The 13,554-nt window shown below is 66.2% G+C and carries 14 protein-coding genes and 1 pseudogene; 6 read left to right on the top strand and 9 right to left on the bottom strand.

Annotated elements, in window-relative coordinates; translation table 11 throughout:
- The first annotated feature begins 249 nt into the window (after window positions 1–249).
- The gene (locus G6N32_RS27025; protein WP_163789483.1) at window positions 250–5,733 is read left to right on the top strand and encodes a cadherin-like domain-containing protein; all 5,484 of its coding nucleotides are present in this window, start codon (window positions 250–252) and stop codon (window positions 5,731–5,733) included.
- 216 nt (window positions 5,734–5,949) lie between these two features.
- Here G6N32_RS27025 and G6N32_RS27020 read toward each other — a convergent pair whose 3' ends face one another.
- The 5 genes from G6N32_RS27020 to G6N32_RS27000 are packed head-to-tail and all read right to left on the bottom strand — an operon-like array spanning window position 5,950 to window position 8,062.
- Window positions 5,950–6,507 carry a hypothetical protein gene (locus tag G6N32_RS27020; RefSeq protein WP_115318105.1) on the bottom strand — a complete coding sequence of 186 codons (558 nt, stop codon included), beginning with the start codon at window positions 6,505–6,507 and terminating at the stop codon, window positions 5,950–5,952.
- Window positions 6,504–7,109, bottom strand: a complete 606-nt coding sequence (locus G6N32_RS27015; protein WP_115318106.1) for a DUF6286 domain-containing protein — start codon at window positions 7,107–7,109, stop codon at window positions 6,504–6,506. Before G6N32_RS27015 ends, G6N32_RS27020 begins: the two co-directional genes overlap by 4 nt.
- Complete coding sequence (locus G6N32_RS27010; RefSeq protein WP_036342574.1) at window positions 7,102–7,281, bottom strand: hypothetical protein; 180 nt, start codon at window positions 7,279–7,281, stop codon at window positions 7,102–7,104. The genes G6N32_RS27015 and G6N32_RS27010 overlap by 8 nt, the downstream gene beginning before the upstream one ends.
- On the bottom strand, window positions 7,278–7,601 hold the full coding sequence (locus G6N32_RS27005; protein WP_115318107.1) for a hypothetical protein: 324 nt from the start codon (window positions 7,599–7,601) through the stop codon (window positions 7,278–7,280). Before G6N32_RS27005 ends, G6N32_RS27010 begins: the two co-directional genes overlap by 4 nt.
- Complete coding sequence (locus tag G6N32_RS27000) at window positions 7,601–8,062, bottom strand: Asp23/Gls24 family envelope stress response protein (RefSeq protein WP_115318108.1); 462 nt, start codon at window positions 8,060–8,062, stop codon at window positions 7,601–7,603. Before G6N32_RS27000 ends, G6N32_RS27005 begins: the two co-directional genes overlap by 1 nt.
- Before the next feature lie 171 nt (window positions 8,063–8,233).
- Between G6N32_RS27000 and G6N32_RS26995 the strand changes: the two genes are divergently transcribed.
- The 3 genes from G6N32_RS26995 (at window position 8,234) to mbp1 (ending at window position 9,617) form a co-directional block, all read left to right on the top strand.
- A complete protein-coding gene (locus tag G6N32_RS26995) occupies window positions 8,234–8,812 on the top strand; it encodes an RNA polymerase sigma factor (RefSeq protein ID WP_232077367.1) in 579 nt (192 codons plus the stop codon).
- Complete coding sequence (locus tag G6N32_RS26990; RefSeq protein WP_115318109.1) at window positions 8,803–9,240, top strand: hypothetical protein; 438 nt, start codon at window positions 8,803–8,805, stop codon at window positions 9,238–9,240. Before G6N32_RS26995 ends, G6N32_RS26990 begins: the two co-directional genes overlap by 10 nt.
- Window positions 9,241–9,380: 140 nt before the next feature.
- The gene (mbp1, locus tag G6N32_RS26985) at window positions 9,381–9,617 is read left to right on the top strand and encodes a microaggregate-binding protein 1 (protein WP_115318110.1); all 237 of its coding nucleotides are present in this window, start codon (window positions 9,381–9,383) and stop codon (window positions 9,615–9,617) included.
- Window positions 9,618–9,660: 43 nt separating this feature from the next.
- Here mbp1 and G6N32_RS26980 read toward each other — a convergent pair whose 3' ends face one another.
- From G6N32_RS26980 to G6N32_RS29060, 3 genes and pseudogenes are all read right to left on the bottom strand, one after another.
- A complete protein-coding gene (locus G6N32_RS26980; protein WP_232077365.1) occupies window positions 9,661–10,131 on the bottom strand; it encodes an acyl-CoA thioesterase in 471 nt (156 codons plus the stop codon).
- Complete coding sequence (locus G6N32_RS26975) at window positions 10,128–11,276, bottom strand: low temperature requirement protein A (RefSeq protein WP_163789481.1); 1,149 nt, start codon at window positions 11,274–11,276, stop codon at window positions 10,128–10,130. The genes G6N32_RS26980 and G6N32_RS26975 overlap by 4 nt, the downstream gene beginning before the upstream one ends.
- A 19-nt stretch (window positions 11,277–11,295) precedes the next feature.
- Window positions 11,296–11,403, bottom strand: a pseudogene (locus G6N32_RS29060) (hypothetical protein); the annotation flags it as partial.
- A gap of 171 nt (window positions 11,404–11,574) precedes the next feature.
- Between G6N32_RS29060 and G6N32_RS26970 the strand changes: the two are divergent.
- Window positions 11,575–12,234 carry a TetR/AcrR family transcriptional regulator gene (locus tag G6N32_RS26970; protein ID WP_115318112.1) on the top strand — a complete coding sequence of 220 codons (660 nt, stop codon included), beginning with the start codon at window positions 11,575–11,577 and terminating at the stop codon, window positions 12,232–12,234.
- 18 nt (window positions 12,235–12,252) lie between these two features.
- Complete coding sequence (locus G6N32_RS26965; RefSeq protein WP_115318113.1) at window positions 12,253–12,696, top strand: SRPBCC family protein; 444 nt, start codon at window positions 12,253–12,255, stop codon at window positions 12,694–12,696.
- Between the two features lie 12 nt (window positions 12,697–12,708).
- Here the strand turns inward: G6N32_RS26965 and G6N32_RS26960 are convergent, their stop codons facing one another.
- Window positions 12,709–13,401, bottom strand: coding sequence for a GntR family transcriptional regulator (locus tag G6N32_RS26960; protein ID WP_115318114.1), 693 nt, complete (start codon window positions 13,399–13,401; stop codon window positions 12,709–12,711).
- Window positions 13,402–13,554: the final 153 nt, after the last annotated feature.

Raw genomic sequence — 13,554 nt, 5'->3', positions numbered from 1 at the left:
CAGGTGATTAGGGTAAGTCGCTACTCGTTTAGGGCGCGACGGTACTCATTTTTTACGATGTCGTCGACAGTCGGTATCGCACAGCACCGCCAAACGGTCGCTGTCTACGGCGCCGGACCGCCGCATCGCTCGTCGTTCGCTGGCATCGGCCTGGCAAATACCAGGGAAATCCCTGTATCGGTGTCTCGACCCGTCTCCATAGCATTCCGCCGGGAACCGGATATTCCGGCTGGACGGGGAGGCCGCATCATGCACTCAATTTCTGTCGGCAAGACGCTGCGCATGGAGAAGGCGATCGGGCGGATCGGCGCGTTGGCCGTCGCACTCGGGGTCGGGGTGGGCCTGGGCTCGCTGACGTGTGGGGTCGCACATGCCGACGGATCGGACTCCGCGTCAGCCAGCTCCGATCAACCGAGTAAGGCCTCGTCGCGAGGCCACGGCGCGGGCGGCGCGTCCGTCGGAGCGGGTCGTCGGTCGTCGGCGCATGTGGGGCGCCGTCCCGTGGACGCGACTTCCGGTGCCGGCTCGGCTCAGACGGGTGACACCGCGGACCGGGGACGACGCCACGGTCGTGATGCCGGCGCGGTACCAGCAGATGGTCCTGCAACGTTGTCGCCAACCGCGAAGCACGATCAATCGGAGGCCAGGGCCGTCGGCACCGACACCCCCGTTACGGCAACGGGTGGCCAGGATTCCGCGGACAACCACTCAGATGATGTGGCGCGGCCTCGGACCGACGTGGTTGTCACTGCGGGCGCACACCCGGCGGGTCCGGTAGCCACCGCGTCGGCGATGGCGCCGACGAGCAACCAGGCAATTGGTGGCGCGCTCGCAACGTTGTCGGGCACCGGGTCGCCGGGGGGTGATCCGGTTGGCTCGCCAACGGATGTGGTGTTGTTGGCCGGTACCCGTCGCGAATTCGGTGGCCGCGGCCGCACGCGGCAGGTCGTCGCTAGCTCCCGGCTGACGTCACAGACCGAGGCCGACGAATCCGAACCGCTCACTAAGACCACTGCGGCGAAGACACTCTCGGCGTTGGCCACTCCTCACGCCGCCGCCAGCCCGCTGGAGTCCTTCATCAGCTCCCTCGGGTCGTTCATAAATACCGCGTTGACCGCGATCAACAACGCCGTCAACACTGCGCTGACCGCGATCAGCACCGCAGTCAACACGGCAGTCACAGCCATCAGCAATACCATCACCAATTTGCTGACTGCGATCGGTTTCGTCTCCAAACCCAACCAGGCGCCGACTGTCGTCAACGACGGAACGCTCACCACGGCTGAGGACACTGCGGTGTCGGTAGGCACGACGACGTTGTTGGGCAATGATTCCGATGCCGATGGGGACGCGTTGTCGGTCAGTGGGGTCAGTCAGGGTCAGCACGGTTCGGTGGTATTGACGGATGGCACGGTCACTTACACGCCGAACGCGAATTTCAATGGAGCGGACAGCTTCACGTACACGGTGTCTGATGGGCACGGGGGTACGGCGACGGGCGCGGTTGCGGTGACGGTCACTGCGGTCAATGACGTTCCGGTGGCCGGTGGGAATTCGGTGACGACGGCTGAGGACACGGCGGTGTCGGTCAGTGCGGGGACGTTGTTGGGTAATGATTCTGATCCCGATGGGGATGCGTTGTCGGTCACTGGGGTGTCGTCGGGTGCCCATGGCACCGCAGTGTTGAACGGCACGACGGTGACGTATACGCCGAACGCGAATTTCAATGGGGCGGACAGCTTCACGTACACGGTGTCTGATGGTCATGGGGGTACGGCGACGGCCACGGTGGCGGTGACGGTGACCGCGGTCAATGACGTTCCGGTGGCCGGTGGGAATTCGGTGACGACGGCTGAGGACACGGCGGTGTCGGTCAGTGCGGGGACGTTGTTGGGCAATGACTCTGATCCCGATGGGGACACGTTGTCGGTGACGGGGGTGTCGTCGGGGGCGCACGGCACCGCGGTGCTCAATGGGACCACGGTGACCTATACGCCGACGGCAAATTTCAATGGGGCGGACAGCTTCACGTATACGGTGTCGGATGGGCATGGGGGCACGGCGACGGCCACGGTGGCGGTGACGGTGACCGCGGTCAATGACGTTCCGGTGGCCGGGAACAACACGGTGACGACTGCTGAGGATGCTGCGGTGTCGATCAGTGCGGGGACGTTGTTGGGCAATGATTCTGATCCCGATGGTGACGCGTTGTCGGTGACGGGGGTGTCGTCGGGGGCGCACGGCACCGCGGTGCTCAATGGGACCACGGTGACCTATACGCCGACGGCGAACTTCTCTGGTGCCGATAGCTTTACGTATACGGTGTCGGATGGGCATGGGCGCACGGCGACGGCCACGGTGGCGGTGACGGTGACCGCGGTCAATGATGCGCCGGTGGCGGGTCCCAACTCCGCGAGTACCGTCGAGGGCACGCCGGTCTCGGTCTCTACAACAACCCTGTTGGGCAACGACTCCGACGTGGATGGGGACACGCTGAGCGTCACCGGGATCAGTCAGCCCGGACACGGTTCGGCGGTGCTCGCCGGCGGCACACTCACCTACACCCCGGACGCCGATTTCCATGGCGTCGACTCGCTGACCTATACGGTTTCCGACGGCCACGGTGGCACGGCGACCGGCACCGTGTCGGTGACGGTCACGCCGGTCAACGACGCTCCCATCGCGGGCGGAGACGCTGTGACCACCGCCGAGGACACTGCGGTCTCGATCAGTACGGTGACATTGTTGGGCAACGACTCTGACAAGGATGGGGACACGCTGAGCGTCACCGGGATCAGTCAGCCCGGACACGGTTCGGCGGTGCTCGCCGGCGGCACACTCACCTACACCCCGGACGCCGATTTCCATGGCGTCGACTCGCTGACCTACACGGTTTCCGACGGCCACGGCGGCACTGCCACAGGCACCGTGTCGGTGACCGTCACCCCCGTCGATGACGCACCCACAGCTGTCAACGATTCGGCCAGTACCGCCCCGAACACGCCGGTGACCATCGATGTGTTGGGCAACGACACCGACGTGGACGGCGACCCGTTGAGCGTGACTGTTGCGGGGACGGCCGCGCACGGCACCGTAGCAGTCAACGAAGACGGCACCATCACCTACACGCCGAACGAAAACTACACCGGGACTGACAGTTTCACCTACACCATCTCCGATGGAACCACCGGCAACAGCGCCGCCGTCACCGTCAACGTCGCCGTACCCACCCAGTCGTCGCTGACCCTGGCGAGTTTCGACCAACCTCAGATCCAGATCACCGCCTCCGGTGGTGTGTACGTCGTGGGAAAGGCATTCGTTGAAATAGGTGACACTGGAATGGGATACGACCGATTTGTCGTCGGCCGACTCGGTGAGGACGGCATGATCACCCCCGTCATCGACCTGGACAACATCGGGTGGCCGTACCTCGCCGACGTGACGGTCGGCCCGGACGATCGGGTATATGTCCTCGACAACGGCTGGTCGGGTGCAGACGGCACATTGACGGTGTATGACACCGATGGCACCCCACACGTGATCTTGGACGACGGCGAGCTCGGCTCGGTCGACATCGGCACGGACTTGAGCGGAGACGCGGTCCATATGGCTGTCGGCAACGACGGGAAGATCTACCTCACCGCATGGGCCGGCTTCGGAGAGGACGCGATCCCCTCGGCGTTGACAGTGCTCAACCCCGACGGTTCGGTAGCGGTCGCGCCGGTCGATCTCGGCTTCCGATACTCCGATGCGAAAGGCCTGGTCGTCAGTGCAGACGGGCACGCTTACATTCTCGGCGCTGATCCCAACAGCTCCACGTACACCGTGGTGGTCGTGGGCCCAAGCGGTTCGGTCGACAAGCGGATTTCGTTGGCCAACTTGCCGGGGTCGAGCATTGCGGTCGGGGCGGACGGCACCGTATACGTTGCGTACAACGATGGGATCTTCACCGTCAACGCATCGGGACCCTTCGGCGTGCTGAACGGAATACCCAGCGACGGAACAGATATCGAAGCAATCGCGATGGGTACTCAGGGCCTCTACGTCCTGAAGAACAACGCCCTGTCAGTGGTGGATCCGGGCAACATCAAGGTGCAGACGGTCCTCGACAGCGTTGATGACTTCAAATACATTGTCGGCCTGACAGTAGGACCCGACGGTGCCAGGTATGTCGCCGGCGTCGTCGACACCTTCTTGGGAGTCACAAGACTTGCCAAGGTAGACGTCGACGGGACGGTGTCAGATCTGGGCCCAGTGGCGTTGAACGGTTTCGGATCCTTCGACGCCGGCTCGGATGGACTTATCTATACCGCCGGACCCGGCGGGATCACCGTGATCAACCCTGTCACCGGTTCGCGGGCGATCATTGCGGTCCGTTCCGGTGGAGCGTCCCACGTGGCCGTCGGCCAGGACGGCGCGATCTACTTCACCGGCTACCACTATGACCCGGACAGCGGCACCGTCGCCGGCTATCTGTCGGCCATAGATTCCGACGGCAACGTCGTTCTCCCTCCGGTAAATCTCGGCGACCAGACTTCCCACGAAGTCACCGGGTTGGCGGTTGGTCCAGACGGGCGGATCTACCTGACCAGCTATGTCAGCGACACGAGAAGCGCCGAAATGACGATCCTGCAGTCCGACGGAACTGTCGAATCGACTGTGCCGCTGGGTAGCGGCGGCTCCACGGGGTTGGCGGTCGGTGCCGATGGCACTGCCTATGTGATCAATAACGGACGAGTGATCGCGGTCGATTCGAGCGGTCCCATCGGCACCGTACGGTCTGGTTCGGGTCTCGCGGCCGTGCCCACCATGATCACGGTCGGCAACGACGGGTTGCTCTACGTCGCCGTCAACGACTACACACAGGCAACCGTGACCAGCTCGATCTCGGTCCTCGACCCGACCGATCTGGTCGAGGACGGAACGAGCAACGGTCTCAACGAGTTCGTCGGCTTGTACGGAATCGCCGTCGATAGTGGCGGTCAGAAGTACGTCCTTGGCTACAACTACGACTCTTCTGGCAGCAGCCATTCCAAACTTGTGGTGGTCAGTGCCGACGGCACATCGGTCACCCAATTGGCCGACCTCGGTCCCGGCAGTGGTGCGCTCGACGTCGAGATCGGGCCGGACGGTCGCCTATTGGTCACTGATGTCGCTCTCGGCACGGTTACGGCGTACGACCCGGTCAACGGCTACGCACCGCAGTTGATCCGGTCGATCGCCGGTGCTGCCGGGCTCGCCCTCGGCAACGGCCGGATCTATGTCAGCAGCGTCATCACCAACACCGATACACCGCAGAGCGGCAAGTTGACCGTCCTCAATGGCGACGGCTCGCTGATGACGACCGTCGATCTCGATGCTGCGGCACTGGGGGTCAGCGTTGGCCCGGACGGCCGCGTCTATGTGGTCACGGCGTCGAGTGACAGTGGTACGAGCATCGATGGGGCGTTGCTGATCTTCAGCTCCGGCGGCGTGCTTCAGAAGACCATCGCGCTACCGAATAGGGCGAGCTACAACGTGACGGTGGGCCCGAACGGCACCGCCTACATTGCGGACGTCACCGGCCACGTGCTCGCCGTCGGCCAGGACGGCACAGTCAGTGACCTCGCCGCTGTTGCCTTTCCGGTCGGCCTCGATATTGGTCCCGACGGGAAGCTTTACGTGACGAGCGCAGTCCATACCACCGGCCAAGGTCCTTCGATCACGGTGATCGATACCGCGACGAACCTGTAGCCCTAGACCGATGTCGCGGCGCGCCCCGGGGGACGCGCCGCGTCGTCATCGGTCCCGTCGGGCGCGACAATTCTGAACTGGCCCGCAGCCTCCCCCAGATGGGGACTTGTAGCGATGCGGGCCGTTCTGGCTTGGGGCAGAAGCCCGCCGATGTGGTTACTCGTGTCACGAGCACAGGGGAGCGTCTCCCAGACCAGCCCAAGGCGCTGTAGCCGTTCAGCTGACCCGGCGTTGACGGTGGTTGGCGTCGGTCCGCAGGACCGTGCGGATGGCAACGGTGTCGCCGAGCATCGCCCCGGCGGTGCGCATGGTGGCGTCGGCGGCCCGGATGCCGGCGTGAAGTCCGTGCCGCGCCGGGACCGTCGCGGTCAACGTCACGGTGGGGATGCCGCCGCGAACGGCGGCGCCGCCACTGGCTTTCAGAACCTGGGCATTCGATTTCAAGGCCGTGGCCGATGCCCGGGCCACCGCGTTGGCGTTCACGGTGACCGTGTGATCGTCGTCGTAATCGAGGGCCACTCGGGTGGCGCGCCGTGCCGGACGGTGCGCGGCCAGCCAGCGCAGGCCCACCAGAACCAGGATGAGCCCGCCCGCCCCGGTGGTAAGCGGCCACCAGGAGGCATGCAGCACCTGGTAGACCTCGGACATACGAAGTGCCTTGCCGCCGTTCAGTTTTCCGATGTGCCACTGCCAGGCGGCGATGGGCAGTGCGATCAGGCTCAGGCCGACGACCAGTGTGACGGCACGGTCGACGCCGATGGCGAAACGGGTCATCGCCGGGACTCCTGTCGGACGCGCACGGTGATGCGGGGTGGCCGGGCCAGCGGCTGGAGTTCGTCGCGGACCGCTCGTGCGACCAGATGCCTGATCTCGGCGATTTCGGGTGCCGACGCCACGCATCGCAACGAGACCTTGCGGGTTGTCGCGGTGCTGTCGACCCGCTCGACGCCGGGCACGTCCCGGGCGGCGGTCGCGGCGGCCTGGGCGACGTCGCGCAGGCGGACGTAGACGGCCCCGCCGCTGTCGCTGCGGGCCGGCACCGCGGTGGCCCGGCGCGGCTTGACCGCGAGCCCGGTCAGCAGAATGCCGAGGACGCCCGCCGCGATGGTCACGGCCAGCACGATGGGCGATGGTTGCAGACCGTCAACGGCCTTGACCGCCACCGGAAGCCACGGTTCACCGCCCGCCAGGCCGGCCTGGACGGCGGTGTCGCGCAAGCAGACGGCGCCGACCGCGATCAGCAGAATCGCGAGAGCGGCCGCGGCATAGCTGGCCCCCGCCGGGGCCAGCGGCGCCGCCGCGGGTCGGCACCGGGACTCGGCGAGCGGGCGATCCTCTGGAGCCTGCTCGACGGAAGCGGCGCTGTGCTCAGCCACGGCCCCGGCTCCTGAGCCAGGCGGTGGCGTCGAACTCACCGTCCCGATGGCCGCCGATGACGTAGCCGATCAGGCCGAGTAGCAGCGCCAGCAGAAAGCCGGTGAAGCCGCCGGCTGCGGCGGCGACGCCGAGAAGAATTCCGGCGAGCATGCCGGCGGTAGCGGTGGTCATGAATCCTCCTGGGATGTCGGGTCGGTTCCGCTGTTCGGTGAAGCTCCGGCGATCTCTTCGACGGTCACGTCCACCCGCGTGTTGGGCATCGCGGCCCTGACCGCCGAGCGGACCGCCGCGGCGGTCTGGCGGACGTGCGCACTCGGGGTGATCGTGATGTGGACCTCCACCCGGTCGTCGCGGATGCGGACCCCCGTCACACGCCGGCCGGGCAGGTAGGTCCCCACCTCGCCGAACATTCCGGGGTGCAGGTCCGCCACGCCGGGCACGGCGCGAGCGACGCTCGCGACCGTGTCCGCGGTGGTCGGATCGTCGTGCACTATTCGACCCGAGTCAGCTGGCCGGCAGCGTCGTCGGCACCGTCATCGTCGACGAAGATGTCGTGCACGGTGATGTTGACCTCGACGACCTCCAGGCCGGTCATCCGTTCCAGGGCGGCGATGACGTTGCGGCGGATCCCGGTGGCCAGGTCGGCGATCGACACGCCGTACTCGGCGACGATGTCGAGGTCGACGGCAGCCTGCTTCTCACCGACCTCGACCGAGACGCCCTGCGCATAGTTCGTCGACGCGCCGGGGATGCGCTCCCGCAGTGCGCCCACTGCGCGGCTGGCGTTGCCGCCGAGATCGTGGACGCCGTTGACCTCGCGTGCGGCCAGCCCGGCGATCTTGGAGACGACGGTGTCGGCGATGGTGGTGCGCCCGTGGCTGGTCGTGAGTGGACCGTTGGCTGCGGGAGCGGGCGCCACGGTGGCCGGGGTGGTCGTTGCAGTGGTGCTCATCGGGGGAATCCTCTCTGTCCTCGTTGCGTACACCCAGTGAGACGGCGCGGGCGGCGCGAACCGAACGCCGGATGTCTGTGGCGTGCACCACACATCCGAATCGCGGTCGGCACCGAATTACTCCAGTCCGGCCACTGCCGCGACGTTCGATGCAGGTGCGGAAGGCGACCATTGCTCAGCGACGACGCAACCGGGATGCCGCCGCCTGCCGGTGACCGAGACCGCGAGCTGGCGGCCGCCGCCGCGGCGGGGTCCATCGACGCGTTCGAGGAACTGGTGCGCAGACATGGTCCCGCGCTGTATCGCTATGCGCGACGCATGACCCGAGATGCCGACGCGGTCAACGACATCGTCCAGGAGACCTTTGTCGCCGCCTGGCGGCAGATCGGGAACTTCCGCGGCGACAGCGCCATCCTGACGTGGCTGTTCACCATCTGCGCGCGCAAGGTCACCGATTCTCACCGCGTCAAGCGGGCCATCCCGATCGACGACCGTCTCATCGAGCCGATCAGTCAGGACGCCGCGTCCAGCCCGTTCAACTTCGCGTCGAACAGAGCTTTCCTCGACGCGATGGAAGAGGCGCTGGCCGAACTGCCGCCACGGCAACGAGCGGTCTGGATGCTGCGGGAGATCGAAATGTTGACGTTCCCGGAAGTTGGCAACATCCTGAATTTGAGCCCGGATGCCGCCCGGGGGCATCATCACCGGGCGCGGGTAACCCTTCAGCAGAGGCTTCAGCAATGGCGATAGGAGATCTCGAGATTTACGACAACGCCGGACGGCTCTTGCGCGCAGTCCCGGAACCGGACTGGCAGGCCATCGAGCCCGCGGTGTTGGCCGCGGTGCGCGCCACCCCTCGGGGTGGCTGGCCCCTGACGGTCGTGGACCCCGAGCCCGACGCCGCCTCCGGGCGCATCCGGGTCAGTGATCTCGTGCTGACCGCGGCCCTGAGCCGGGCGCTTGCCGGTGAGCCGGACTGTTTTGTCGACCGGATCGAAGCCACCTCCAATGACGAAGTGCTGCAAGGTGTTCAGATCCAGCTGAGCGGCCTGTACGGGGCCGACTTGGTGACGGTCACCGAGCGTGTCCGACAGCGGGCCGAAAGTGTTCTCTCCGACGTGATCGGACCGGGTACCGCTGTCCCCATTAGCGTCACGGTGGTCGACGTTCACCGGTGATGGCGGTGGCCGCTATGTGATCGACGACACGGCGACGCGGCGTTCGGTTGCGCGCGGCGCCACCGTCCAACTCCTGTCGGCGCAACAACGCGCCGGTCCCCAGGCCGCAATTGCGTTGCGGCGCAAAGGAGGAGGATGTCATGTCAGATGCAAAGGACACCGCCAAGGATGCTGCCGGCGGCATCATCGAGGACCTCAAGGGCAAGGCCAAAGAGGTCGTGGGCTCGGTGACCGGACGCGACGATCTGGTGCGCGAAGGTAAGGCCCAGCAAGACAAGGCCGCGTCGATGCGGGAAGCGGCGGCCAAGGAAGCCGAGGCCGAGAAGGCCCGGGCGCAAGCCAAGGTCCACGAGGCGCGCCAGCAGGCCGAGCAGTAGCCGGACGGGCGGCGCGGGGTACGCCCGCGCCGCCCATCGAGGCCTATGCCCGCGGCGTAGCGAGCCGCACGGTCTCCAGCGCCGCGAGCGCGTCGTCGGGAATCGGGACCGGTCCGTCGTCGCCGAGTAACACCAGCACGGTGTCACAGACCCCGATGCAACGACCGTCGACGAACAATCCGGTCGACGCGACGAATGAGGTGCGCCCGACCCGTCCGACCCCGGCGCCGGTCTGGATGGTCCCCGGCCAGTGCGCCTCGGCAAGGAAGTGCACGGCGTTCTGTGAGGTGACCAGGCGCAGCCGCCGGGCGGTCACGTCGTAGATATCGGGAAACAGGCTGCGGTTCATGGTCGCCCGGGCGTTCTCGTGCATCGCCTCCAGCGCCAGATTGTTCAGGTGGGCGTTGGAATCCATGTCGCCGTAGCGCGCCTCGACGGCGCCGATGACGGGATAGGAGTCCAGCCGCAGCCGCATCTCGTGCGGACGGGCCGCGGTCGTTGTCCAGTCGCTCACAAGTGCGCAAGCTTATCGGCCGCGTGCCGCCAGCTGACCAGCGCCGCGGCCGCGACCATGATCAGGGCCGCAGCGACCGTCGGCTCGGGCAGCAGCGCCGCGGCCAGCATCGCCGCGGCCAACAGCACCACCCCGACGGCCTGGATCACGTCGCGGCGCCCCGTGTCCAGGACCAGCCACGTCGCAAGGAGGAACACCGCCAGCGGGATCGTCAAGGTCAGACCGGCGACCGCATGGGGCAAATGGCTCTCGCCGAGATGTTCGGCGACGACGACCTCCACCCCGGCCGAGAACGCCGCGGCCGAGGCGAAGATGAAGTAGTGCAGGTAACCCCAGTAGAACGAGCGGCGCCTGGTCGCGGTCTGGTGATGCTGCGGTCGGTCGAAATAGATCCACCACATCGAGGCCACGATCGCCAATGAGCAGACCGCAACCCCGATCAAACCGATACGGGCGTCGTCGTTCGACAGCCCGCCGATGATCGAATTGGCCGCTGCCAGAATCGATTCGCCGAGAACGATCAGGGTGAACAGCCCGTATCGTTCGGCGATGTGATGGTGGTGGTAGGCCGTCGCCCGGTACCGCTCGGCGATCAGTGCCACCGACAGATCGACCAGCGCCAGTAGCGGGAACAACCAGACCGGGCCGTCCAGGAACCACCACGACACCCACAGCACCTGCACGACGACGATGCCGATCGCGTACCGCACGCTGGTGCCGCGGTAGTCCGGATCGCTGATCGCCGCCCGGATCCACTGCGCGGCGGTGGCTACCCGCATGATCACGTACCCGGCGACGATCGCCCCGAAGTCGTTGGACAGCATCGCGCTCTGCGCGCCCGCGGCGATCACCAGGGCGCCGGCCATCTGAACGAAGACGGTCATCCGGTAGAGCCAGTCGTCGGTGTCGTAGGCGCTGGCGAACCAGGTGAAGTTCATCCAGGCGTTGAAGATGGCGAAGAAGACCATCGCATAGGCCGCTATACCTGCGGCGAAATGCTGTTCCTCCCAAAGATGGTGCAGCGCACCGGAAGACTGAGATACGGCGACCACGAAAACGAGGTCGAAAAGCAGCTCGAGTGAGCTGGCCGCGCGGTGCGGTTCATCGGGGTCGCGGGCGAGCATCGCCCGCAGGCCGGCCGGCAAAGGTGCGGTTCAGCGGTGATTAAACCGGCGGATAGGCGGGCGGTGGGTAGACACCGCGCAGCGCCCAGGGCAGCCAGCTGAAGAAGTACTCGACCTCGTCGCTCGCGTCATAGTCCGGATTCGGATCCATCCCTCGCACCTCCCTGAGCGTCACCGCAATAAGCCGGAGTGTAGTCCGCGGGCCCCAACCGCGACACCGGTCATTAAACTATCCAACCAGTTGATAGAGAGCCGACGTTGTCGGTGAACAAAATGACGCCGTGCCGGCCGGCGCCGGCACAGGACAAGCGAGGACATCATGGCATCCGAGAACGGGATGACCCGGCGCGAAGAGCTGCTGGCCGTCGCCACGAAGCTCTTCGCCGCGCGCGGCTATCACGGAACCAGGATGGATGACGTCGCCGATGTCGTCGGCCTGAACAAGGCGACGGTCTACCACTATTACGCGAGCAAGTCGCTGATCCTGTTCGACATCTACCGCCGGGCGGCCGAGAACACTCTGGAAGCCGTACACGACGATCCGTCCTGGACCGCCCGCGAAGCGCTCTACCAGTACACCGTGCGGCTCCTGACGAACATCGCCGAGAACCCCGAGGGCGCGGCGGTGTACTTCCAGGAGGCGCCCTACATCACCGAGTGGTTCACCGAGGAGCAGGTTGCCGAGGTCCGGGAGAAGGAAACCCAGGTCTACGAGCACGTGCACGGTCTGATCGACCGCGGGATCGCCAGCGGCGAGTTCTTCGAGTGCGATACCCATGTGGTGGCCCTGGGCTACATCGGCATGACGCTGGGCGCCTACCGGTGGCTGCGGCCGGACGGCAGGCGGACCGCCAAGGAGATCGCCGCGGAGTTCAGTACTGCTTTGCTGCGCGGCCTGATTCGGGACGAGACGGTCCGGGTGGAATCCCCGCTGGGCACGCCCGACGTGGCGGGCGCGGCCAAGAAGGCGCCCGCCTGAGGCCGATATGATCGGCCGATGCCGCTCGTCAGCAAGACCGTTGAAGTCAACGCCGATGCCGACACGATCCTTCGGATAGTCGCCGACTTCGAGACCTATCCCGAATGGAATCCCGAGGCCAAGGCTGTCTACGTGCTGGCCCGCTACGACGACGGCCGGCCCAGCCAGCTGCGGCTCGACATGGAGATCCAGGGCCAGTCGGGCACGTTCATCCAGGCGGTGTACTACCCCGGCGAGGGGCAGATCCAGACCGTGCTGCAGCAGGGCGAGGTGTTCACCAAACAGGACCAGCTGTTCTCGGTGGTCGCGATGGGGCCCTCGAGCCTGCTGACCGTCGACCTGGAGGTCGAGGTGTCCCTGCCGGTGCCGGACATGATGGTCAAGAAGCTGATCAACGATGTGCTCGAGCACCTGGCCGACAATCTCAAGACCCGCGCCGAGCAGCTGTCCGCGAGCTCGTAGCCGCGCGACCGGCTAGCGCCACATCCCGTTGCGCTCGAGCTGTTCCAGCAGCCGGTGCACGCCGTCGTTGAACTCCGCCGCGGACAGCTCCGCGAGGGTTTCCCGGTCGCGCCTGCGCAGCGCCTCGATCAAGCGGCGGTGGGTGTCCACCGCGGCCGCACCCCACGTCGGGTCGGTGACGTAGATCTGCGGCGGCATGTACCGGGCGGCGTGCAGCAGGAACCAGGCCAGTTTTATCCGGCCCGCCCCGCGGTTGAGCAGCCGGTGAAAGGCGAACTCGGCAGCACCCACGGTGGCCGGATCGCCCTGCGCCACCGCTGCCTCCAACGCCTCGTTGGCGCGTTCGAGTTCGTCGATCTGCTCGTCGGTGAGCCGGTCGGCCGCACTGCTCACCAGTTCCTTGGCGATGGTGGCCTGCAGCCAGTAGATGTCGGCGATGTCCTGGCGGCTCAGCGGCTGCACCACGTAGCCGCGCCGCGGCTCGAGTGCGACCATGCCCTCGCCGCGCAACGTCAGCAGTGCCTCCCGCACCGGGGTGATGCTGACCTCGAGCCGGGCCGCCGTCTCGTCGAGCCGGATGAAGGTCCCGGGCCGCAGGACGCCGGTCATGATCCCTTCGCGAAGGTGCGCTGCGACCTCGTCGGACAGCTGTGATCGACGGCTTCCTCGGCGGTTGCCGACCCGTGTGGAAGCCGGTGCGTTCACGTGACCTCCGGGGACTTGTGTGGCGAGCGGTCAAGCAATAGTGTGACCCAAGCAACAACAGATTTGATCAAATATAACGATTATTGCGTTCTCCAGCCACCGGGTTCACGCATCCTTTACGACATAGGGAACTGTCGCCATTCGGAACTGTTG

The sequence above is a fragment of the Mycolicibacterium aichiense genome, from assembly GCF_010726245.1.
Taxonomy (GTDB): Bacteria; Actinomycetota; Actinomycetes; order Mycobacteriales; family Mycobacteriaceae; genus Mycobacterium; species Mycobacterium aichiense.
The sequence above is the reverse complement of the archived record's forward strand: the minus strand, read 5'-3'. Positions and strand labels throughout refer to the sequence as shown.